The following is a 21,155-nucleotide window of genomic DNA, read 5'->3' as shown; positions in this document are numbered from 1 at the left end:
ACAGTGGACGCGAGCATCTTTGTAGTAATTTTAACAAGCTACTAAGTGCGATCGGTGGATGCCTTGGCACCAAGAGCCGATGAAGGACGTTGTAACCTGCGATAAGCCACGGGGAGCTGGTAAACGAGCTTTGATCCGTGGATTTCCGAATAGGGAAACCTTGAAATACCGGAGTCATGTCCGGCAACCTCTGCCTGAATATATAGGGCAGTTGGAGGGAACGTGGGGAAGTGAAACATCTCAGTACCCACAGGAAGAGAAAACAATAGTGATTCCGTCAGTAGTGGCGAGCGAACGCGGAAGAGGCCAAACCTCACTTGTGTGATAGCTGACAGGCGTTGCAAGTGGGGTGTTGTGGGCCGCCTGGGCTGCGCTGTCGAGCAGTCAGAGAGTAAAAAATGATCAGTGAAGTCGAAGTATGCGGAAAGCTACAGCATAGAAGGTAATACTCCTGTAGACGTAAGTTGATCACTCTTTGGCGTTACCCCAAGTAGCACGGAACCCCTGAAATTCCGTGTGAATCTGGCGGGACCATCCGCTAAGCCTAAATACTCCTTGGTGACCGATAGCGGACAAGTACCGTGAGGGAAAGGTGAAAAGTACCCGGGAGGGAGTGAAATAGTACCTGAAACCGATCGCATACAATCCGTCGGAGCCTTCCTTTTTGGGGGTGACGGCGTGCCTTTTGAAGAATGAGCCTGCGAGTTAGTGGTATGTGGCAAGGTTAACCCGTGTGGGGTAGCCGTAGCGAAAGCGAGTCCTAATAGGGCGTTTGAGTCGCATGCTCTAGACCCGAAGCGGAGTGATCTATCCATGGCCAGGTTGAAGCGACGGTAAGACGTCGTGGAGGACCGAACTCACTTGGGTTGAAAACCGAGGAGATGAGCTGTGGATAGGGGTGAAAGGCCAATCAAACTCCGTGATAGCTGGTTCTCCCGAAATGCATTTAGGTGCAGCGTCGCGTGTTTCTTACCGGAGGTAGAGCACTGGATGGTCTAGGGGGCCCACAAGCTTACCGAAATCAGCCAAACTCCGAATGCCGGTAAGTGAGAGCGCGGCAGTGAGACAGTGGGGATAAGCTTCATTGTCGAGAGGGAAACAGCCCAGATCATCAGCTAAGGCCCTAAGCGTTAACTAAGTGGAAAAGGATGTGGAGTTGCGGAGACAACCAGGAGGTTGGCTTGGAAGCAGCCACCCTTGAAAGAGTGCGTAATAGCTCACTGGTCAAGTGATTCTGCGCCGACAATTTAGCGGGGCTCAAGTTAACCGCCGAAGCTATGGCATTCACACATGTGACGGTAACGTCGTGTGGATGGGTAGGGGAGCGTCGTGTGCACGTTGAAGCGGCGGGGTGACCCAGCCGTGGAGAGCACACGAGTGAGAATGCAGGCATGAGTAGCGAAAGACGGGTGAGAAACCCGTCCGCCGAATATCCAAGGGTTCCAGGGTCAAGCTAATCTGCCCTGGGTAAGTCGGGACCTAAGGCGAGGCCGACAGGCGTAGTCGATGGACAACGGGTTGATATTCCCGTACCGGCGAAATATCGTCCGTGCTGAGGCGAGTGATGCTAAACATGCAAGGTCTGGTGATGTCTTCGGATGGATCCTGACTGAGTCTGTGACCCAATCTTGTATTAGGCAAGCTGCGGAGGGACGCAGGAAGGTAGCTCTTCCGGTTATGGTTATACCGGGTCAAGTGTGTAGGGCGAGACGTAGGCAAATCCGCGTTTCATTGAGCCTGAGACATGACGTGTCGGCGGTCTACGGACCGTCGTTAGAGTGATCCTATGCTGCCTAGAAAATCTTCGTGAGCGAGATATTAGCCGCCCGTACCCCAAACCGACACAGGTGGATAGGTAGAGAATACCAAGGCGATCGAGAGAATCGTGGTGAAGGAACTCGGCAAAATACCCCCGTAACTTCGGGATAAGGGGGACCTGATACGTATAGCATTTACTGTGAAAGCGTTGAGGGTCGCAGAGACCAGGCCCAAGCGACTGTTTACTAAAAACACAGGTCCGTGCTAAGTCGAAAGACGATGTATACGGACTGACTCCTGCCCGGTGCTGGAAGGTTAAGGGAAGGGTTAGCTTCGGCGAAGCCTTGAACTTAAGCCCCAGTAAACGGCGGTGGTAACTATAACCATCCTAAGGTAGCGAAATTCCTTGTCGGGTAAGTTCCGACCTGCACGAATGGAGTAACGATTTGGGCGCTGTCTCCACCACGAACTCGGCGAAATTGCATTACGAGTAAAGATGCTCGTTACGCGCAGCAGGACGGAAAGACCCCGGGACCTTTACTATAGTTTGGTATTGGTGATCGGTGTGACTTGTGTAGGATAGGTGGGAGACTTTGAAGCTTGGACGCCAGTTCAGGTGGAGTCATCGTTGAAATACCACTCTGGTCACTCTGGTTATCTAACCTAGGTCCATTATCTGGATCAGGGACAGTGCCTGATGGGTAGTTTGACTGGGGCGGTCGCCTCCTAAAAGGTAACGGAGGCGCCCAAAGGTTCCCTCAGCCTGGTTGGCAATCAGGTTTTGAGTGTAAGTGCACAAGGGAGCTTGACTGCGAGAGAGACATCTCGAGCAGGGACGAAAGTCGGGACTAGTGATCTTCTGGTGGCACATGGAAGCGCCAGGACTCAACGGATAAAAGGTACCCGGGGATAACAGGCTGATCTTGCCCGAGCGTCCATAGCGACGGCATGGTTTGGCACCTCGATGTCGGCTCGTCGCATCCTGGGGCTGGAGTCGGTCCCAAGGGTTGGGCTGTTCGCCATTAAAGCGGCACGCGAGCTGGGTTTAGAACGTCGTGAGACAGTTCGGTCCCTATCCGCTGCGCGCGTAGGAGTCTTGAGAAGAGCTGTCCTTAGTACGAGAGGACCGGGACGGACTAACCTCTGGTGTGCCAGTTGTTTACCAAAAGCACGGCTGGTTGGCTACGTTGGGAAGTGATAACCGCTGAAAGCATCTAAGCGGGAAGCACGCTTCAAGATGAGGGCTCCCACAGAATAATCTGGTAAGGCCCCTGTAGACCACAGGGTTGATAGGTCGGATGTGGAAGTGCAGTAATGCATGGAGCTGACCGATACTAATAGGCCGAGGGCTTGTTTTTTACTACAAAGATGCTACGCGTCCACTGTGAAGTTCCCGAGGTACGGTCGGGAGCACGCTTCATAATTGAAGAATGATTGAAGTTTGTGCCCTGACGCTATCTCTATAGTGTTTCGGTGGCCATAGCGAGAGGGAAACACCCGGTCCCATCCCGAACCCGGAAGTTAAGCCTCTCAGCGCCGATGGTACTGCAGCGGGGACGCTGTGGGAGACTAGGACGCCGCCGGACTTCTTTTGAAAACCCCCGAACTTGTTCGGGGGGTTTTCGTATTTTCAGGGGTGAATGGACCCGCCGTGCGCCGTCACTTCGGGATGAGCCCGTCCACGTCTGGGCAGGCCGTCGACGTGCCGGAAGGTGCCGTGTTCGGCGTTCTCGGTGGCGGCAGGTGGCCAACGACCCCAGGCGGTGCGGGCGAGGGTTCCGCCCACGCTGATTCGGCGGACGCTGAGCGCAGCAGCGCCGTCTAGGGTGATGAAGGGGAGGTGATGAGCGGGTTGACCGGTGTCGGGGCGACCGCCTCCACGTTCATCGTGATGCGCCCGGTGCGGGTGATCCTCGGCGCATAGAGGCAGTCCGCGTCGGCGCCGGCGTAGGCACGCAGCCGCCGGATGGTCTCGTCGATGTCGTCGAGCCCCACACGAAGCCCTCCGAACGCGCGGTCAGCAGGGGTTGTGGATCACGGAGCTGCCGCAGGCGTGCAGGCGGTGCAAAGTGTCGATCCATGGGTAGCGCATGGCCCGCTCCTCTACCGTTGTCGGGCTTGCACGCTACTGCGGGGCCAGGGGAAGCACCCTCGCCTCGAGCGTCGTCCTGTCCGCGATGACGGCGATTCGGCCTGAGCGACCCGGCACGTGTGGGACCCGGCAGGCGCGGCGCCGGATGCCGGTTTGCATATACCCCGGGGTATATACCCTAGGGGGTATGGCAACCATCGAGATCACCAAGGACACGTTCAACGACACCGTGTCCGACAACGACATCGTCTTCGTCGACTTCTGGGCCGACTGGTGCCCCCGTGCCGCGCGTTCGCGCCGGTGTTCGAGAAGGCCTCGGAGAAGCACACCGACATCGTGTTCGGCAAGGTCGACACCGAGGCGCAGCGCGAGCTCGCCGCCGCCTTCGAGATCCAGTCGATCCCCACCCTGATGGCCTTCCGCGACAACGTCATCGTGTTCTCCCAGCCCGGCGCGTTGCGTGGCCCGACTTCGAGGAACTGATCGACGCGGTCAGGTCCCTCGACATGGCCGAGGTGCACGCCGAGATCGCCAAGCAGAATGCGGAGAACGCCTGATGCGCATCGTGGTCGTCGGCGGTGTCGCCGGAGGAATGAGCTGCGCGGCACGCGCCCGTAGGTTGGACGAGTCCGCCGAGATCATCGTCCTCGAGCGCGGCGAGCACGTCTCGTTCGCCAACTGTGGCCTTCCCTACCACGTCGGCGGGGAGATCGTCGAGGAGGAGAAGCTGCTCGTGCAGACCCCGGCCTCCTCAAGGCGGCCCTCAACCTGGATGTGCGTACCGGCCACGACGTGATCGGTCTCGACCCTGCGGCCCGCACCGTGAGGGTCCGCACCGCTGAGGGCGAGAAGGCGATCGGCTACGACGCGCTGGTGCTCTCTCCCGGGGCGAAGGCCATCCGGCCCGCCGTCGATGGGATCGACTCGCCGCGGGTCACGACCCTCCGCACCGTCGACGATGCGATCGCCATGAAGGCCGGAGTCGACGAGGGTGCCGGGCGCGCCGTCGTCCTCGGCGCGGGCTTCATCGGACTCGAGGCCGCCGAGGCACTTGCGATGCGCGGCCTCGACGTCACCGTCGTCGAACTGGCGCCGCACGTCCTGCCCCCGCTCGAGCCGGAGATGGCCCATCTCGTCACGCTCGAGCTCCGTCGGCTCGGCATCACCGTGCGTGACGGCGTCGCCGCCACGAGGATCGAACACGCGGCCGACTCCGACACCGTGGTGCTCGCGGACGGGACCAGCGTGCCCGCCGACCTCATCGTGCTGTCGGTCGGTGTCCGGCCGGACACCGAGCCCTTTGAGGCCGCGGGAATCGCCTGTGAGCGTGGGGCCATCGTCGTCGACGAACACGGCCGCACGTCCGTGCCGGGTGTCTGGGCCGTGGGTGACGCGGTCGTCTCGACCGATGCCGTCACCGGGATCCGCCGTCCCGTCGCGCTCGCCGGCCCCGCCAACCGGGCGGGACGTCAGGTGGCCGACCACATCGTGCGCCCGGATTCCGCCCGCCCCATCCCGGCGCCGCTGGGCACCGCGATCGTCCGTTTCGGCGAGCTGACCGCCGCCCTGACCGGTGCGAACCGCGCCGCGCTCGACTCGGCGGGCATCGGCTACCGCTCCATCCACCTGCACCCCAACCAGCACGCAGGCTACTTCCCGGGTGCGAGCCAGATCCACCTCATCATCCACATCCGCGAGGGTGACGGGCTCATCCTCGGCGCCCAGGCGGTCGGACCCGACGGTGTCGACAAGCGGATCGACGTGCTGGCAACCGCGATCCGGGCGGGCTTCACAGGACCCGAGCTGATCGACCTCGACCTCGCCTACGCTCCGCCCTACGGCTCCGCGAAGGACCCGGTCAACCTCGCCGGAATGGTCGCCTCGAATGTCATCGACGGCGTCCTGCGGATCTGGGACGCAACCGAGTTCGACGCCGTCGCCGGGCAGGCGCTGATTCTCGACACCCGCAGCCGCGCCGAGTTCGCCACCGGACGACTCCCGGGGGCGCTCAACATCCCGCACACCGAACTGCGCGAGCGCCTCTTCGAGGTGCGCGAGGCGGCAGCCGACCGTCCGGTACGCGTGCTGTGCCAGTCCGGCGTCCGCTCCGCGATCGCCCACCGCGTGCTGACCCAGGAGGGTTTCGACTCCGCGTCGCTCTCAGGCGGCATGCTCACCATGCGGGCCGTACTCGGCGACCGCGCAGCAGACGTTCTCGTCACCGACTGACAAGGAGCCCCGTCATGGCCACCCCTGACCCGACGCCCAGCGCCGGATCCTCAACCGCCTGAAGCGGGCCCGCGGCCAGCTGAACGGCGTGATCGACGCGGTCGAGAACGGCGGAAGCTGCCGCGACGTCGTCACCCAGCTGGCTGCCGTCACATCGGCGCTCGACAAGGCGGGTTTCGCGATCATCGCCACCGCCATGAAGGACTGTGTCATCGATCCCGATGGCCGCTCCGGAGACATCACCACCGACGAGCTCGAGAAGCTCTTCCTCAGCCTCGCCTGATCCCTGACGGCGAAACCACCTCACCAACAATCCAAGGAGAATCAAGCATGTGTCGACCGGTCAACTGCAAGCAGTGCGGCAAGACAACCTGGGCTGGGTGCGGCCAGCACGTCGCCGACGTGAAGCGCACCGTCCCGCCGGCCAGTGGTGCGACGGCCATGAGAAGAGCGGCGCCACCGGTGGGCTGTTCTCGCGCCTCCTCGGGCGCTGACCCACGCCCGCGTCGGCGAGCGGCCGCCCCAGGGGCGGCCGCTCGCCGCATGCTCAGGCGCTGAGAGCCTCTTCCCGCAGGATGTGACTGCGGGCGTGCTCGACGGCGTCGGGCAGGGTCTCGAACAGATGCTCGCTGGTGCGCAGGGAATCGACCACCCCGACCCTGTCCGCAAGCCGGAGCTGGGTGGCCCGGATGCCCTTGATCAGGACCGTGATGCCGCGGCGCTCCAGCGTGGTGACCAACTCGCTGAGCGCCTGGGCGCCCGTTGCGTCGAGGTACTGCACCTGCGACATCCGCAGGATCACGACGCTCACGCCGTCGACGGCCTCCACCCGGCTCATCACGCGCTCCGCCGCCCGAAGAAGAGGGCGCCATCGAGCCTGAGCAGCGCGATGCGCTCGTCTCCGGGCGTCGCGGGGAGGGGAGCGCCTGCCTGTGTACGCCACTGGTGCGCGCCATCACCCGCAGGGCGAAGAAGGCCGTGGCCACGACGCCGATCAGCACGGCGTAGATCAGGTCGACGCTGATCGTCACGAGCGCGGTCAACACGAAGATCGCGGCCGTCGAGCGATTGGAACGCAGAATGATGCCCACGGTGCGCAGGGGACCATCTTGACGGCTGTCACCATCAGCACACCGGACAGGGCTGCCAGCGGGATCGTCGACACCGCCGAGCTTGCCAGGTAGATGACCCGATCAGCAACACCGCGTGCACGATGGCGGCCAGCCGGGTGCGGGCACCGGAACGGATGTTGACGGCGGTGCGTGCGATGGCGCCGGTGGCGGGCATGCCGCCGAAGAATCCCGCCGCGATCGATGCGAGTCCCTGCCCGACCAACTCCCGGTCGGCGTCGTAGGAGCCGGTGTCCGAGACGGCGGACGCCACCCGCGCCGACAGGAGCGACTCGATCGCGGCAAGTGCGGCGACCGTGAATGCCGGGCCCAGCAGCGACAGCCAGACCTCGGGCGATGCCTCGGGGAGGCTCGGCGTGGGAAGCGCGTGCGGGAGGGAACCGATGGCCTCAACGGGGAGGCGCAGCACCACTGCGACCACCGTCACGAGCACGATGGCGATGATCGAACCCGGTAGTGACGGGTGGAGTCGCGGGAGCAGCACCATGACTGCGGCGACCACGCCGACGATGCCGACGGTCAGGGCAGCGGTCGCGGGGTCGATCCTGCCGAGCGCGAGCACCGCGGCGACCAGGGCATTGTCCGAGCCCCGGCGGCGACACCCACCGCGGCAGGCACCTGCTGCAGGAAGATGATGACGGCGATCCCGAGAGTGAACCCCTCGATCACCGGCCACGGGATGAGGGCCACCGCCTGCCCCAGTCGCAGCGCACCCGCCGCGATGACGATCACCCCCGCGATGATGCTGACCACCGCGAGCGCCGCCACCCGTGGTGGGCGACGATCGGGGCGAGCACCACGACCATCGCTCCGGTGGGCCGGACACCTGGACGTTCGAGCCGCCGAACACGGCCGCCACGATACCGGCGACGATCGCCGTGATGAGTCCCGCCTCCGCGCCCGCCCCCGAGCTGACGCCGAATGCGAGCGCGAGGGGCAGCGCGACGATGCCGACCGTCACGCCGGCAAGGAGATCCCCGCGCCACGTGCGTGGGACCTCCCTGTAGTCACGATGGGTGGGCAGCAGAGCCCTGATCCGTGCGACGACGGAGCTCACCGGTCCGCGCCCCCGATCGGCCTGAGGCCGGCGCTCGCGTCGAGCTGCTCACGGGTGTCCCGCAGCACCTCCCGAGCAGGGTGCGTGCGACGCGCAGCAACTCGGTGATCTCCGGGTAGGCGAGCCGGTAGAACACCTGGCTGCCGCGGCGCTCCGATCGCACGAGCCCGTGCCTCCGCAGCACGGCGAGGTGGCCCGAGAGATGGGAGGGCTCAAGGCCGGTGTCGGTGATCAGGTCACCGACCGGCACCTCGCCCCGTCGGCCAGCACCTCCAGGATCCGCACCCGCAGGGATGTGACAGCCCCTTGAAAAGATTCGCCTTCACTTCATAGAGCGGCCGTTGCGCACCCAGGTACTCTTCCACCAAACCTCCGATATAAGGATTTCATCCTATCGTCAAGTCATTGCGATCCTTCAATCGCCCGTACGCGGGCCACGCGATCGGGAGTGCGGGTTGCCCGGCACCGCCGGTACCTGGACGCGTAGTCACGCTTCAGCGCCCCTGCGTGTCTGCCCACCAGGATGCCGCGCAACCGGTCGGCCTCGCGGGGAGGCAGACCGGTGAGGTGCTGCGGGGGCCGTGACCCGCACATCAGAGCGATCAGGTCGTCTGGATCGGTGCCGAGGTGGGCGTGCAGATCGTGTACCACCATGAGGATGGAGGCGTCGACCGTGCGGTTCAGGTTCGCGTAGGCGAGGAGTGCATCGGTGGCGTCGTGGTCGCCGTTGACTGTGTTCATGCCCCGACAATCCGGAGGCCGACCCACACCCCAACGGTTGTCCACGGCCGGACTCCGGAATCTCCTCCGGCGGAGGTTCACCGTGGAAGTGCGGCATTCCCGCATCCGCCGCCGGTGCACAATGGTCGGTGCCGGAGGAGGTGCCCATGGATGAGAGCGCCATGTTGTTGGCCGTTGCCGCGATCCTGGTGGTCGTTGCGGTGTCGGCGCTCGCCCGAAGGTGGGGGTGGCGAGCCCCGTGCTGCTGGTGGTGGTCGGGTTGGCGGCCAGTTACCTGCCTGGAATGCCTGAGCTCGAGCTCGAACCCGAGTGGTTCCTCACGATCGTGCTGCCGCCTCTGCTGTACGCCGCGGCCGTGAACATGCCTGCCACGGACTTCCGACGCGACTTCAAGACCATCGGCGCCCTCTCCGTCGGGCTGGTGCTGGTTTCCACCTTCGCCAGCGGTCTCCTCATCCACCTGCTCGTCCCCAGGTCGGGCTGGCAGCCTCCATCGCCATCGGGGCCGTCGTCAGCCCGCCCGACGCCGTCGCAGCCACCTCGATCGGGCGCAGGCTCGGCCTCCCGAGAGGTTGGTGACGATCCTGGAGGGGAGGGCCTCGTCAACGACGCCACCGCGTTGGTGCTCCTGCGCTCCGCTATCGGCGCCACGGCCGGCGCCGTCTCCCTGTGGGGCTTGGTGGGTGACTTCGCGTTCGCCGTCACCGTGGGGCGGCCGTCGGTGTCGGCATCGGGGTCGCCGGCGTGTGGGTGCGTGGCAGGCTCGACGACCCGGTGCTGACGACGTCGGTCTCCTTCGTGGTGCCCTTCCTGGCCTACTTTCCCGCGGAGGAACTCGGGCCTCCGGTGTGCTCGCGGTGGTGGTGGCGGGATCATCACGGGCACGTGGGGCGCGAGGAGGCTCGGCCCGCACGACCGGGTGACCGACCGGACGAACTGGCGCACGCTTTCGCACCTCCTCGAGTCGGGCGTCTTCCTCCTCATGGGTTACCAGATCCATGCCCTGGTGCAGGACGCGCTCGATGACGGTCTCGATGTGTGGCTCGCGGTCGGGATCGGGGCGCTCGTCACGGCCCTGCTGATCCTCGTGCGGGTGGCCTTCGTGGTGCCGCTCGTGCTGTCGCTGAGGCGGGCGCAGCGACGCGGCGCGGAGCGGGTACAGACGATCGAAGGGGCGCTCGAGAAGATCGAAGACCACGAGTTCCGGGACGAGCGGAGCCGCCGCGTCGCGCGACGGATGCTCGGCCGCAGGCATGCCGATGCCTCCTTCCACGCCAATGAGGGGCTCGGTTGGCGGGGCGGCGCCGTCCTCGCGTGGTCGGGCATGCGCGGCGCCGTCACCATCGCGGCCGCGCAGTCGCTGCCCGCTGACGTCGCATACCGGCCGGGGCTGATGCTCATCGCATTCACCGTCGCGATCCTGACCCTCGTCGGCCAGGGGAGCACCCTGCCTGTGCTGATCGGCCGGCTCGGCGTGCGTGGGGGCTCCGAGGAGGAGTCCGCCCGCGAGGTCGCGGCGCTCCTGGGGAGATCACCGCGGACGTGAAGGTGCGGCTCGACAGGGGCGAGCTCCGCCGGGACGACGGCACCGCCTTCGACGAGGACGTCGTGGCGTGGGTGCGCGACACGTCGCTGCCGGGCATCGCGACCGCGGGGCGTGACTGGGACGAGGCCTCGGGGAAGCTGCACCAGCGCATCGAGCTCCGGCGGATGGTCTCCGACGTGGGCCAGGCCCGGCTGCTGGATGCCCGTGCGCTGGGGGTCCACCGGTCATCGACCATCAGGAGGGTGCAGCATCTCCTCGACATGTCCGCGGCAGGGCACGAAGGTGCGACGCACTGATCTCCGGCGTCAGGAGGCCAGCAGCGTGCCGGTGAGCGCAACCGTGGTGACCACCGCGGTCGAGGCCGCGGCCAGCACGAGCGGGCGGGGCCCGAGCTTCCGGAAGGCGCTGAGCCGGGCCCCGGTGCCGAGGGCGAACATGGCGGCAGCGAGGAGTGCGGTCTGTGCGGTGGAGGCCGCGGACACGACGACCGCAGGCACCACGCCCGTGGACCGCAGGACCACCATCGCGATGAACCCCGCGACGAACAGGGGTACGACCGGGGGGCGCTTGCCCGTTCCGGTACCGAGACGGCGCTGCCGCAGCGAGATGACCGCCATGACCGGCGCGAGGAGCAGCACCCGGGCCAGCTTGACCACGACGGCGCCACTGAGGGCAGCTGCCCCGAGCGACCCACCGATGGCCACCACCTGGGCCACCTCGTGGGTCGCCGCCCCGCGAAGAGGCCTGTGACCTCGGGAGACAGGCCGAGCAGCGCACCGATGGCGGGTACCACGGCCATCATGGCCGTGCCGAACGCCACCACGAGTGCGATCGCGGTCACCACGTCCTCCTCGTCGGCGTCGATCACGCCATCGGTCGCCGCGACGGCGGCCGCCCCGCAGATCGAGAAGCCGCATGCGATCAACAGGCGCTGGTCGGGCGCGATGCCGAGAAGGCGGCCCATCCACAGGGTGGCCAGGAGGCTGATGGTCACGACGGCGACCACCACGGCGATCATGCCGGGGCCGAGCGCCCAGATGTCCCGAGGGTCAACTGGAGCCCGAGCAGGACGATGCCGGCGCGGAGCAGTCTCTTGGATGCGAAGCCGAGGCCGGGGTCAGCGATGCGGGCAGGGGTTTGACGTTGCCGGCGACGAGGCCGAGGACTATGGCGATCAGCAGCGCGCTGACGCCGAAGCGGCTGAGGGCCAGTGAGATCAAGACGGCCACGGCCGTGACGGCGACGCCAGGGACGAGTGAGACGGCGGGGATCTGCGGAGGGGACGAACACGGAACCAAGTGAACCCTCATCCCGGTCGGTCGGGTAGAGGCGGGTTCCCCATTGGGGCATATCATTCCGGTATGAGTAAGGCATGGCCGGAGCTGTCGACCCTGGAACTCCTGGTGGCCGTCGCCGATCACGGCGGCATCGGGGCCGGCGCCCGCGCCGTCGGGATGGCGCAGCCGAACGCGAGCAGGGCCCTCGCCGCGCTCGAGTCGGAACTCGGCGTCGTGCTCCTGATCAGGCACCCGCGGGGAGCTCAGTTGACCGATCGGGCCGAGGCGATCGTCGAACGTGCACGGCAGGTGTTGCTGGCCGCGGAGGCCCTCGCCGCGGAGGCGGACGCGGCCGGCGCCGCGCTCCGCTCCCACCTCGACGTCGCCGCCTCGCTCACGATCGCCGAACACCTCCTGCCTGCGTGGCTCGCGACCGCGCGCAGGGAACATCCGGCCCTCGAGATCCGGGTCCGGGTGTGCAACAGCGAGGAGGTGTTCGACGAGGTGGCCAGCGGGCGCTGCGCCGTCGGGTTCGTCGAGACGCCTCAGATCCGCAGGGGCTGCACTCCCGGATCGTCGCGTTGGACCGGCTGGTCGCGGTGGTGGGCCCACACCATCCGTGGGCCGGGGCGGGGCGATCAGCCCGGGCACGCTCGCGTCGACACCGCTGATCGTCCGCGAAACGGGGTCAGGGACGCGGCTGACGCTCGACGATGCCCTCCGCGCCTGGGACCCGGTCTCGCCCGCGCTCGAGCTGGGCAGCAACGCCGCAGTCATGGCCGGGGCGCGCGTGGGGGGTGAACCAGCCGTGCTCAGCGAACTGGCGGTGGCGTCGTCGGTGATGCGGGGCGAACTGGTTGTGGTGCCGGTCACCGGTCTCACGCTGGACCGAGAGCTGAGGGCCGTGTGGCGCGGCAGGCGTCCAACGGCCGCAGCGGCCGCGCTGCTTGCGGCGGCCCGAACCTGAGCGCTACTTCGGAACGAAGGTGGGGATGATCCCGTTGAACTCGACGCGCATCCCCATGCCGCTGGCCACGATGGTGCCGATGCCGATCGCGATGGCCAGGATCACCAGGGCGAAGCAGAAGTAGGCCACGAGTTTCGCAAACGGATGCGGCTCATGGTCGGTGGCGTCGACGTCCGCGCCGACCCCGTAGGACAGGGCCCGGATGCCGAGGGCGAAGATCGTCGGGAGCCCTGCGCCGAGAACGAGGCCGACGAGCAGCACCTGCCAGGCGCCCTCGAGGGCGAGCCAGAGGTTGTTCATCGCTTCTCACCCTTCGAGGCGCCGGCCATCTCGGGCTGGGGGAGGGTGCGGTTGGTGACACCCTCGACCCATTCGTCGTTGACGTTGTTGTGGTCGATCGGCTGCTTGCGCGAGTGCAGGTACATCGCGCCGGAGGCCACGAGCAGGATCACGAAGATCACGATCGCGCCTGCCAGTCCTCCGATGGTGTGGGCGAGCCACCACGTCGCGGCGCCGACGGCGCCTGCCGCGGGAAGCGTGATGCCCCAGGCGAGCACCATCCGACCGGCGACGCCCCAGTTGACCTTCGCGCCGCGCTTGCCGATGCCGGAACCGAGGATCGACCCGGTCGCGACGTGCGTCGTCGACAGGGCGAAGCCGAGGTGGCTGGAGGCCAGGATGACCGCGGCGGAGGATGACTCGGCGGCCATGCCCTGGGGCGAGCTGATCTCGACGAGCCCCTTACCGAGGGTGCGGATGATGCGCCAGCCGCCGATGTAGGTGCCCAGCGCGATGGCGAGGGCGCAGGCGAGCTTCACCCAGAACGGCACCTGGTGCAGGTTCGTCCATGAGCCGGTCGCGATGAGTGCGAGGGTGATGACCCCATCGTCTTCTGCGCGTCGTTGGTGCCGTGCGCCAGGGAGACGAGCGAGGCGGAACCGATCTGGCCCCAACGGAAGCCGGAGTCGCGGTACTTGGCGGCGACGTTCTGCGTGATCTTGTAGATGATCCAGGTACCGACGGCCGCCACGGCGATCGCGATGCCGGGCGACAGCAGGGCGGGAGGATCACCTTGCCCACGACGCCGTCGAGCTTGGTGCCGTCACCGACCCACTTCACGCCGGACGGGCCGAGACCGGCCATGGTGGCGCCGATCAGGCCACCGAACAGCGCATGCGAGGAACTGGACGGCAACCCGAGAAGCCAGGTCAGCAGGTTCCACACGATGGCGCCGACAAGGCCCGCCAGGATGATCAGCAGTAGGGCGGAGCCGCCGTCTGCGACGAGTTCGGGGCGGGGGCGCCATTGGCGTCCTGGATCTTCACCACGGCGTTGGTCACGGTCAACGCGACCTCCACCGACAGGAACGCACCGACGAGATTGAGTACGGCGGACAGCGTTACCGCGGTTCGGGGTTTCAGCGCACCGGTGGCGATGGACGTAGCCATCGCATTGCCGGTGTCATGGAAACCATTGGTGAAGTCGAAAGCCAGAGCGGTGACGACGACGAGACAGAGCACGACCAGTTCGGGGGCACCCTCTAGTCTGCTCTGAACCGGCAGAAAACGCATCATCGGGGTCGACCAAACGCCGAGGAAACCTCACCGAATCACTCTGACAAGGACGGCAGCGATCCTGTCTGTGGTCGCGTCTACGATGTATCGGGTGGCAGGAAGAGCGCTCAGGTACGAGATCACCCATGTCGGGATCCCCGTCGAGGTGACGTACAAGGACGTCAAACACCTGCGTCTGCGGGTGCTCGCGCCGGAGGGCCGGGTCGCGGCGACGGTGCCGTTGCGCGTCGATGAGAGACACGTCAGGGACTTCATCGAGATCCAGTCCGGCTGGATCCTCACCACGCAGCAGAAGGTCCGGATGGCCCAGCCGGTCGTCGAGCCGATCGTCGACGGCGGCCGCACACGCCTCTGGGCCGCTGGCATGAACTCCGGGTGGTGGACGGGGCAAGGGCGTCCGCGCGCCTGGAGGGCGACACCATCGTCCTCGGGGCCGTGACGACGCCTCCCGCGCGGGGCGCTCGAGGCGCTCAAGCGGCGCGAACTCGACGCCGCAATCCCAGGGCTCTTCGGCGTGTGGCAGGGCAGGATCGGCAGGGAGGCATCCCTGGTGAGGCTCCGCCGGATGACGACGCGCTGGGGCACCTGCAACACGCGCACCGGTGCGATCACCCTGAACGTGGCGCTGGCCGAGTACCGGCCGGAAATGCTGGAGTACGTGGTCGTGCACGAACTCGTGCACCTCTGGGAGCGGGGACACGGCCCGGCGTTCACTGCGCGGATGGATGCCCACCTGCCCGACTGGCGCAGCCGGAAGGCCGCACTGCGGGGCGCGGCATGACGACGCTGGGCCGTGAGGTCTGGACCCCGGTGGCGGAGGCGTACACCGGGCGGGTCGAGGCGGAACTCGCCGACGTCGTGCGGCGGCGCGCTCGCGGGCCCGACACCCCATCGACGACTTCCTGTTCCACTACTACAACCTCCGCCCCGGTCGGCTCGCCAGGTGGCACCCCGGCATCGGGGTGCAGCTGCAGGACGCATCGGAATACGGGAGCCTGCAGTTCTACGCCGCGACGGAGGCCGGGTCGGGTTCGACCCGCAGGCCTTCATGGCGAAGCGGGCCACGACGGTGCGGACCGCGGGCACGCTTCTGCGGGCGGCCGCTGCGGCGGCCCCGAGGTTCGGCTGCTTCGGGATGCATGAGTGGGCCATGGTCTACCGGCTCAGGGAGGGCGAGACCCGGCACCCGTACCTGCGGCTGAGGTTCCCTCCCGACGAGCTGGCCGCCATCGTCCTGGACGTCGGCTGCCGCTGCACCCACTTCGATGCCTTCCGCTTCTTCACCGAACCCGCACGGCCGCTCAACCTCCTCGAGCCGACCAGGGAGCGGCAGGTGGAACTCGACCAGCCCGGGTGTCTCCACGTGAACATGGACCTCTACCGATGGGCGGGCAAGCTGTCGCCGGCGGTGCCCTCCGACCTGCTCTTCGACACATTCCTGCTCGCACGGCGGATCCGCGAGGTCGACATGGCGGCGAGCGCCTACGACCTGACCGACTGGGGCCTTGAGCCCATCCGGGTCGAGACGCCGACCGGCCGCGCCGAGTACGCAGCGCACCAGCGCGGTTTCGCCGAGCGCGCCGCCCCTCTTCGCGCCGGGCTCATCGCCGTCATCGACGCGCTCGAGCGTCAACCGGGCCGGTAGCCGTCGACTCCCGCCCCGACCGACGTGACCCGTCTGCCACGTCGGGTGACAAGGAACGACGGTTGTGTGAGGGGGGGCGGTGACAGGCCGGCCGGAGCCGGGAAGCCCCACCCGGTCTCCGGCGCAACCGGAGTGCCCTCCCGCGCGTAGAACAGGAGACCAGAGGAGGCCCAATGAGGCGACACCCCGCACCGCCAGACCCCACGGCTCCACCCCGCCGTAAGGTGGAAGCGAACCGAGACCGCTCCTTCCCCTGTGAGGTCACCCGTGCCCATGAGCCAGGCCGGACGCGCGCTCGTCGCGCTGCTCGCCGTCGCGACCCTCGGACTCGGGCCTGCGCACCCGAGTCCCTTGCCGTCGGCCCACCGCGGAGCGGCCGACCGCGACGCCGATCGTGTCGCTCCCACCGACCCCGGAACCCGAGCCCTCGGCTGAGCCGTTGCCCGAGCCGTCCGAGGCACCCTCGGTTCCGGCTGGGCCCATCGAGACGGAGGTTCCCGAACCCGAACCGACCGCCCGCCCTGCTGAAACAGGGCGACGACAGTGAGAGGGTGCGGGAGTTGCAGCACCGACTCCTGCAACTGCAGTGGTTCGAGGGGAAGATCCACAGCGACTACGACGACGCGACGCGGCTCGCGGTGGAGGGCTTCCAGGCCAAGCGCGGCCTCCCGCCACCGGCGAGGTGGACCAGGCGACCTGGGACCGGCTGGTGGACATGACAAGGCAGCCGACCTCCGACGAGATGCACAACATCATGGTGCCCGGGCCGGCACTGCTCGCCGAGGGGCCAAGGGCGCCGAGGTCAAGGACCTGCAGGCCCGCCTCAAGCAGCTCGACTGGTATTCACCGCTGATCGACGGCCTCTATGGCGCCAAGACCGTCGAGGCGGTCAAGGGCTTCCAGGGCAAGCGTCAGATCCCCGTCACCGGAGAGGTCGACCAGCGGACCCTCGACCGGTTGCGGTCGATGACCCGCAAGCCGACCACCGATGAGCTGAACAACGTGGTGCCCAAGCCCGCGACGTCGACGATGACGCTCGACGACCGGTGCCTGCAGGGCAGGGTGATCTGCATCTCGAAGGCGCAGCGCAAGCTCGCTCTGGTAGTCGACGGCACGATCGTGTCGACCATGGATGTGCGCTTCGGCTCGGAGCTGACCCCGACCCGCAACGGCGTCTTCTCCGTGTACTGGAAGTCGCGCAACCACGTCTCGAAGCTGTACAACACCCCGATGCCCTATGCGCTGTTCTTCAGCGGCGGGCAGGCGGTCCACTACTCGGCGGACTTCGCGGCGCGGGGCTACAACGGCTCGTCCCACGGCTGCGTCAACGTCCGGAACAAGAAGGCGGTCGCCGCCTGTTCGACGCCGTCAGCGAGGGAGACAAGGTGGTCGTCTACGCCGGATGACATGACACGGGTCGCCACCCGGGTCGGGGGACACCCTGACCCGGGGCCGACCAGGGAGCGACCCGGGTCGCAGGCGGCCCGCGCCGCGACTAGGTTAGGCTCCATCCCGAAGATGCTCCGGAAGGGATCCACGTGACGTTCGAAATCGCGCTCGCCATCGCCATGCAGGTGGTCGGGTCGTTCCTGTTCGCCAGTGGCGCGATCCTGCAGAGCCTCGGCGTGAAGTCGACGTTCGATCCCAGCGGGGTCGCTTCGTCGAACCAGCTCACGATCAAGGGGCTCCTCAGCCTCTTCCGGATCCGCAAGTGGCTGCTCGGCCTCCTGTTTGTGTTCTTCGGGCGGCCATCCACCTGACGGCGCTGTCTTTCGCGCCTGTCTCGGTCGTACAGCCGGTCGGCATCCTCGCGGTGCCGTGGTCGGTGCTGCTCGCGGCACGGATCCATAAGCATCACATCACCCGCAACGTGTGGACGGCCGTCGCGATCACGGTGTCCGGCGTGGTCGGCTTCACGGTGTTCTCGTCCCTGTTCGCCAAGGGCGACCGCCTCGTGACCTTCACGCCCGTGCTCATCTCGTTCGTGGTGGTGTGCGGCATCTGTGCCATCCTGTCGTTCTTCGCGAACCGGGCGGCCCCTGGGCCAAGGCCACGCTGTGGTCGGCGGTGGGAGCCACGTTCTACGGCCTCGCCTCCGGGCTCATGAAGCACGCCATGGACCTCGTGCAGAAGCACGACTCCGGCCTGCTCGACTTCACGTTCCTGGCCTCGGTCGTCATGATGCTCGCCTGCTACGGCCTGGGTGTCTGGATGATCCAGCAGGGCTACGCCTCGGGCCCGGCAGAGATCACGGTCGGCACGATGACGACCGTCGACCCGTTCGTCGCCGTGCTGTTCGGCCTGATCGTCCTCGGGAGGGCGGCGACATGGGCATCCTGCCCATGCTCGGCATGGCCGTGACCGGCGCCATCGCCGTCTACGGGGTAGTGCTCCTGTCGAAGGACCACCCGGACGCGGTGGAGGAACGCGAGAAGGCCGCGGCCGAGGCCGCACGGGCGGCCGAGACCGAGGAGGCCTAACCCGCCTTCACGGGCAGCGCGTTGAGCGCGGTGCGCCCGACGGGGTCGCCAGCACGATCGTGGAGTCGGCGTTGGGCATGTGGAACACGACATCGCCCTCGTACGGCTTGCCCCACGCACGGTGAAGCCGTAGGGATCGACCGGATCGTAGGCGGCGCGCGTCTCGTTCGCGAACGCGAACACCGCGAACCCGTACTCGCCCTCCTCCACCTCGACCCGGATCCGCGCGGTCAGCGTGTCGCCCGACCACGTGTAGCTGACGATCTCGAAGATCCCGTCACCGTTGCCCTCGAACGGGATGAAGTTACCTGTCCGCTCGGGGCTCGGCTCGGCGGAGACGACCGCGCCGGGACTCGACGTGGCGCCGGGTTCGGCGGGGCTCCCGCCCAGGAAGATCATGCCGAGCATCACGGCGGCAACCAGCGCCACGACACCCACGACGATCCACAGCGTCGGGTTCGGGCGCTTCGGCGGCTCCAGATCCCGGTAGGACGGCGGGGTCTGCGGTTGCTGGCCGAAGGGCGTGTTCGGGTTCCTGCCCTGGGCGTCATGGAACTGGGTGGGATGCCAGTTCGGGTCCTGGGAGGCCCACGGCGAGTTGTTCTGCGGCCACTGCGGATTGCTCATGATGCGTCCCAGCGTAGTGTCACGCGCGAAGCGACCGGCGTCCCGCCCGAGGTTCCGGAGCACACCGGAGGGTGCCGGCCGGCTGAGCCGTCACCGGGCCCGGTCCACCGGGTTGTCCACAGGGCACCGCGGGGCTGCAACATCGGGGGCCGGCCGCCGGATGAATGGGGCATGAAGACACCACTGATCCGCGGGACAACCCGTGCCGACCTGCTGGCGCTGCCCGCCATCATGCTGGGGTTCCACCCCACCGACTCGTGCGTCGCCCTCGCCCTGGACGGCAGGACCGTCCGCTTCTGCATCCGCATCGACACCCCCGCGGTTGCCACCGAGCTCGACCGGATCGTCGCGATGATCCGTCGCGCCGCCTTCAACGCGGGTGCCCGGGAGTTCGTGCTCGTCGGGTACGGGAAGAGGAGGACACCCGGCGTGCGGTGGCCGCACTGGTCGCCGGCTTCGGTGAGGCCTCCGTCGTCGAGGCCCTGGTCTCCGACGGCAACCGGTTCTGGAGCGTCCTCAGGCCCGATGACCCGGTCGGTTACCGCTTCGACACGAGCGCCGTCGCCGCACAGGCCGTCTACCAGGGGCTCAACGTCAGCCCCGACCGGGCGACCGCTGTAGCCCCGTCACGGTGGTCACCCGGCCGGACGGGGCGGCGGTGGTCCGCGAGCGGAGGCGGGCGGGCCGCATGACGGCTTCCGCGGCCATGCGCCGCACCGGGCAGTTGGCCGGGTCGGACGCCCTCACCGATGCCGACGCCGTGCTGCTGGCCGTGCTGTTGCAGGACGAGGAACGCTTCGTCGAGGTGCTGACCCGGTTGCGGACCACCAGCGCCGAGCGGTACTGGTCACGGTTGGTGAGGGTCCGTGCCATCTGCCCGGCCGACGCCGAACCCAACGTGCTGGCGTTGCTCGCGGTCGCGTCCTGGCTGAGCGGGAGAGGGCGGCCCAGACGGCCTGCCTCGAGCAGCTGACGGCCCTCGCACCGGAGCACCCCGTCGTCGGGCTCCTCCAACGCATCCACAGCTTCGGCATTCCGCCCAGCCGGTGGGACGATTGAGGCACGGCCGCGCGCAACCTCCTGCCCGGCGTGCCCTAGGGTGTCGGTCATGCGTTTTGTTGTGTGCGGCGAGGCCCTGATCGACCTGATGCCGGAAGAGGAGATCTCCCCGAGGAGAGCCGTTGGATCGCCCGTTCGGGTGGTGGACCCATGAACACCGCCGTCGCGCTGGCAAAGCTCGGCGAGGACACCCACTTCCTCGGCCGGCTGAGCACCGATTCGTTCGGGCGCCAGCTCCGCAGCCATCTGGCGGCGGCCGGGGTCGACCTCGATCTGGCGGTGACCACCGACGACCCCACCTCGGTCGCGGTCGTGTCGCTGGATGAGGAGGGAAAGGCCAGCTACACGTTCCACTTCGACTCGACGTCGAACTTCAACTGGGCCGCCGACGAATTCCCCACCCTCGAGGATGACGACTGGCTGCACTTCGGGTCGATCGGGTCGGTCATCGGCCCCGGAGCCCGGCAGGTGCTGGACTTCGTCAACCGCACCGAGGCCGTCACGAGCTTCGACATCAACGTGCGCCCATCCTGCCTGCCCGACCGCGCCGAGTACTTCGCCCTCGTCTCTGACCTGATGCGGGCCGTCGGCCGCAACGGTGGCGTCGTCAAGGCCAGCGACGAGGACATCGCGTGGCTGGTGGACGACGAGCACAACGTCCTCGGCTACGCGGCCACCTGGGCCGAGGAGTACGACCTGTCGCTGTTCATCGTGACGCTCGGGGCCGACGGCGTCGCGGCCGTGCGCCGCGACGGCAGCGTGGTGCAGGTCGCGGGCCACAAGGTCGACGTGGTGGACACCGTCGGCGCGGGCGACACGTTCATGGCGGGCTTCCTCTCCGCCTACACCGCCGATCCGTCCGACCTCCGAGCCGCGCTCGCGCGCGGCGCGGCTGCCGCAGCCGTCGTGGTGACCGGCAAGGGCGCGAAGCCGCCGACGCGGGCCGAGCTGGACGCCTTCGGGGCTGAGCGGC

General features: G+C 67.2%; 24 protein-coding genes, 2 rRNA genes and 7 pseudogenes. 21 read left to right on the top strand and 12 right to left on the bottom strand.

From position 1 onward, the window contains the following. Nucleotides 1-31: 31 nt before the first annotated feature. Both G7085_RS01765 and rrf read left to right on the top strand, forming a co-directional pair. Nucleotides 32-3,116 (top strand): 23S ribosomal RNA (locus G7085_RS01765). Between the two features lie 111 nt (nt 3,117-3,227). Further along, nucleotides 3,228-3,344: ribosomal RNA gene (gene rrf, locus G7085_RS01760) — 5S ribosomal RNA — on the top strand. Between the two features lie 235 nt (nt 3,345-3,579). Here the strand turns inward: rrf and G7085_RS01755 are convergent. Further along, a complete protein-coding gene (locus G7085_RS01755) occupies nt 3,580-3,753 on the bottom strand; it encodes an isocitrate lyase/phosphoenolpyruvate mutase family protein (protein WP_197509774.1) in 174 nt (57 codons plus the stop codon). 95 nt (nt 3,754-3,848) lie between these two features. Here G7085_RS01755 and G7085_RS33805 point away from each other — a divergent pair. The 4 genes and pseudogenes from G7085_RS33805 (at nt 3,849) to G7085_RS01735 (ending at nt 6,362) form a co-directional block, all read left to right on the top strand. After that, nucleotides 3,849-4,333: pseudogene (locus G7085_RS33805) on the top strand (thioredoxin family protein). 73 nt (nt 4,334-4,406) lie between these two features. Continuing rightward, on the top strand, nt 4,407-4,646 hold the full coding sequence (locus tag G7085_RS01745; RefSeq protein ID WP_197509773.1) for a hypothetical protein: 240 nt from the start codon (nt 4,407-4,409) through the stop codon (nt 4,644-4,646). Continuing rightward, nucleotides 4,643-6,079, top strand: coding sequence for an FAD-dependent oxidoreductase (locus tag G7085_RS01740; protein WP_197509772.1), 1,437 nt, complete (start codon nt 4,643-4,645; stop codon nt 6,077-6,079). The genes G7085_RS01745 and G7085_RS01740 overlap by 4 nt, the downstream gene beginning before the upstream one ends. Before the next feature lie 46 nt (nt 6,080-6,125). Then, nucleotides 6,126-6,362: a metal-sensitive transcriptional regulator gene (locus G7085_RS01735; RefSeq protein WP_197512697.1), complete on the top strand. Its 237-nt coding sequence runs from the start codon at nt 6,126-6,128 to the stop codon at nt 6,360-6,362. 264 nt (nt 6,363-6,626) lie between these two features. On the opposite strand, the gene G7085_RS01730 is transcribed toward G7085_RS01735, so the two are convergent. The 6 genes and pseudogenes from G7085_RS01730 to G7085_RS01715 form a co-directional block, all read right to left on the bottom strand. After that, entirely contained in the window at nt 6,627-6,917 is a 291-nt protein-coding gene (locus tag G7085_RS01730; protein WP_231979129.1) for an STAS domain-containing protein, read from the bottom strand. Between the two features lie 287 nt (nt 6,918-7,204). Then, nucleotides 7,205-7,771 carry a SulP family inorganic anion transporter gene (locus G7085_RS29075; RefSeq protein ID WP_331715902.1) on the bottom strand — a complete coding sequence of 189 codons (567 nt, stop codon included), beginning with the start codon at nt 7,769-7,771 and terminating at the stop codon, nt 7,205-7,207. Then, nucleotides 7,729-7,977 (bottom strand): SulP family inorganic anion transporter, encoded by a 249-nt coding sequence (locus G7085_RS29070; protein WP_331715901.1) that lies wholly within the window; start codon nt 7,975-7,977, stop codon nt 7,729-7,731. The genes G7085_RS29075 and G7085_RS29070 overlap by 43 nt, the downstream gene beginning before the upstream one ends. 106 nt (nt 7,978-8,083) lie before the next feature. Further along, nucleotides 8,084-8,170: pseudogene (locus G7085_RS29065) on the bottom strand (hypothetical protein); the annotation flags it as partial. A gap of 46 nt (nt 8,171-8,216) precedes the next feature. Continuing rightward, complete coding sequence (locus G7085_RS01720) at nt 8,217-8,516, bottom strand: ArsR/SmtB family transcription factor (RefSeq protein ID WP_331715411.1); 300 nt, start codon at nt 8,514-8,516, stop codon at nt 8,217-8,219. Between the two features lie 152 nt (nt 8,517-8,668). Beyond that, nucleotides 8,669-9,007, bottom strand: coding sequence for a hypothetical protein (locus G7085_RS01715; RefSeq protein WP_197509769.1), 339 nt, complete (start codon nt 9,005-9,007; stop codon nt 8,669-8,671). A gap of 226 nt (nt 9,008-9,233) precedes the next feature. Here G7085_RS01715 and G7085_RS01710 point away from each other — a divergent pair, with 226 nt between their 5' ends. The 3 genes from G7085_RS01710 (at nt 9,234) to G7085_RS01700 (ending at nt 10,849) form a co-directional block, all read left to right on the top strand. Then, nucleotides 9,234-9,788 (top strand): cation:proton antiporter domain-containing protein, encoded by a 555-nt coding sequence (locus G7085_RS01710; RefSeq protein ID WP_197509768.1) that lies wholly within the window; start codon nt 9,234-9,236, stop codon nt 9,786-9,788. A gap of 138 nt (nt 9,789-9,926) precedes the next feature. After that, nucleotides 9,927-10,553: a cation:proton antiporter domain-containing protein gene (locus G7085_RS01705; protein WP_197509767.1), complete on the top strand. Its 627-nt coding sequence runs from the start codon at nt 9,927-9,929 to the stop codon at nt 10,551-10,553. A gap of 2 nt (nt 10,554-10,555) precedes the next feature. Then, nucleotides 10,556-10,849, top strand: coding sequence for a hypothetical protein (locus G7085_RS01700; protein ID WP_197513023.1), 294 nt, complete (start codon nt 10,556-10,558; stop codon nt 10,847-10,849). A gap of 9 nt (nt 10,850-10,858) precedes the next feature. Here G7085_RS01700 and G7085_RS23320 read toward each other — a convergent pair. Further along, nucleotides 10,859-11,571, bottom strand: a pseudogene (locus G7085_RS23320) (YeiH family protein). Nucleotides 11,572-11,602: 31 nt separating this feature from the next. Then, nucleotides 11,603-11,782, bottom strand: a complete 180-nt coding sequence (locus tag G7085_RS01690; RefSeq protein WP_197509766.1) for a hypothetical protein — start codon at nt 11,780-11,782, stop codon at nt 11,603-11,605. 132 nt (nt 11,783-11,914) lie between these two features. Here G7085_RS01690 and G7085_RS29060 point away from each other — a divergent pair. Both G7085_RS29060 and G7085_RS29055 read left to right on the top strand, forming a co-directional pair. Next, nucleotides 11,915-12,367, top strand: a pseudogene (locus G7085_RS29060) (LysR family transcriptional regulator); the annotation flags it as partial. 82 nt (nt 12,368-12,449) lie between these two features. Next, nucleotides 12,450-12,797: a LysR substrate-binding domain-containing protein gene (locus tag G7085_RS29055; RefSeq protein WP_331715410.1), complete on the top strand. Its 348-nt coding sequence runs from the start codon at nt 12,450-12,452 to the stop codon at nt 12,795-12,797. A 3-nt stretch (nt 12,798-12,800) separates the two neighbouring features. On the opposite strand, the gene G7085_RS01675 is transcribed toward G7085_RS29055, so the two are convergent. Both G7085_RS01675 and G7085_RS23310 read right to left on the bottom strand, forming a co-directional pair. Then, complete coding sequence (locus tag G7085_RS01675; protein WP_197509764.1) at nt 12,801-13,097, bottom strand: hypothetical protein; 297 nt, start codon at nt 13,095-13,097, stop codon at nt 12,801-12,803. Continuing rightward, nucleotides 13,094-14,368: pseudogene (locus G7085_RS23310) on the bottom strand (anion permease). Before G7085_RS23310 ends, G7085_RS01675 begins: the two are co-directional and overlap by 4 nt. An 85-nt stretch (nt 14,369-14,453) precedes the next feature. Between G7085_RS23310 and G7085_RS23305 the strand changes: the two are divergent. From G7085_RS23305 to G7085_RS01635, 7 genes and pseudogenes are all read left to right on the top strand, one after another. Next, nucleotides 14,454-15,152: pseudogene (locus G7085_RS23305) on the top strand (M48 family metallopeptidase). Between the two features lie 267 nt (nt 15,153-15,419). Next, nucleotides 15,420-16,016: a hypothetical protein gene (locus tag G7085_RS01655; protein WP_197509762.1), complete on the top strand. Its 597-nt coding sequence runs from the start codon at nt 15,420-15,422 to the stop codon at nt 16,014-16,016. 273 nt (nt 16,017-16,289) lie between these two features. Next, the gene (locus G7085_RS01650) at nt 16,290-16,451 is read left to right on the top strand and encodes a hypothetical protein (RefSeq protein WP_197509761.1); all 162 of its coding nucleotides are present in this window, start codon (nt 16,290-16,292) and stop codon (nt 16,449-16,451) included. A gap of 116 nt (nt 16,452-16,567) precedes the next feature. Then, the gene (locus G7085_RS33800) at nt 16,568-16,735 is read left to right on the top strand and encodes a peptidoglycan-binding domain-containing protein (RefSeq protein WP_408647164.1); all 168 of its coding nucleotides are present in this window, start codon (nt 16,568-16,570) and stop codon (nt 16,733-16,735) included. Continuing rightward, nucleotides 16,713-17,558, top strand: coding sequence for a L,D-transpeptidase family protein (locus G7085_RS23300; protein WP_408647163.1), 846 nt, complete (start codon nt 16,713-16,715; stop codon nt 17,556-17,558). Before G7085_RS33800 ends, G7085_RS23300 begins: the two co-directional genes overlap by 23 nt. Beyond that, the gene (locus G7085_RS01640) at nt 17,555-17,776 is read left to right on the top strand and encodes a hypothetical protein (RefSeq protein ID WP_197509760.1); all 222 of its coding nucleotides are present in this window, start codon (nt 17,555-17,557) and stop codon (nt 17,774-17,776) included. Before G7085_RS23300 ends, G7085_RS01640 begins: the two co-directional genes overlap by 4 nt. Nucleotides 17,777-17,829: 53 nt before the next feature. After that, nucleotides 17,830-18,123 carry a hypothetical protein gene (locus G7085_RS01635; RefSeq protein ID WP_197509759.1) on the top strand — a complete coding sequence of 98 codons (294 nt, stop codon included), beginning with the start codon at nt 17,830-17,832 and terminating at the stop codon, nt 18,121-18,123. Nucleotides 18,124-18,241: 118 nt separating this feature from the next. Here G7085_RS01635 and G7085_RS01630 read toward each other — a convergent pair whose 3' ends face one another. Beyond that, nucleotides 18,242-19,123 carry a hypothetical protein gene (locus G7085_RS01630; protein ID WP_197509758.1) on the bottom strand — a complete coding sequence of 294 codons (882 nt, stop codon included), beginning with the start codon at nt 19,121-19,123 and terminating at the stop codon, nt 18,242-18,244. A gap of 171 nt (nt 19,124-19,294) precedes the next feature. Here G7085_RS01630 and G7085_RS01625 point away from each other — a divergent pair, with 171 nt between their 5' ends. The 3 genes and pseudogenes from G7085_RS01625 to G7085_RS23295 form a co-directional block, all read left to right on the top strand. Next, the gene (locus G7085_RS01625) at nt 19,295-19,744 is read left to right on the top strand and encodes a DUF4192 family protein (RefSeq protein ID WP_197509757.1); all 450 of its coding nucleotides are present in this window, start codon (nt 19,295-19,297) and stop codon (nt 19,742-19,744) included. A 10-nt stretch (nt 19,745-19,754) separates the two neighbouring features. Further along, nucleotides 19,755-20,096 (top strand): hypothetical protein, encoded by a 342-nt coding sequence (locus G7085_RS01620; RefSeq protein ID WP_197509756.1) that lies wholly within the window; start codon nt 19,755-19,757, stop codon nt 20,094-20,096. A gap of 149 nt (nt 20,097-20,245) precedes the next feature. Next, a pseudogene (locus G7085_RS23295) lies at nt 20,246-21,106 on the top strand (PfkB family carbohydrate kinase); the annotation flags it as partial. Nucleotides 21,107-21,155: the final 49 nt, after the last annotated feature.

Source organism: Tessaracoccus coleopterorum (genome assembly GCF_011174705.1).
Taxonomy (GTDB): Bacteria; Actinomycetota; Actinomycetes; order Propionibacteriales; family Propionibacteriaceae; genus Arachnia; species Arachnia coleopterorum.
Note: the sequence above shows the minus strand (reverse complement) of the source record. Positions and strands in the feature narration are given on the sequence as shown.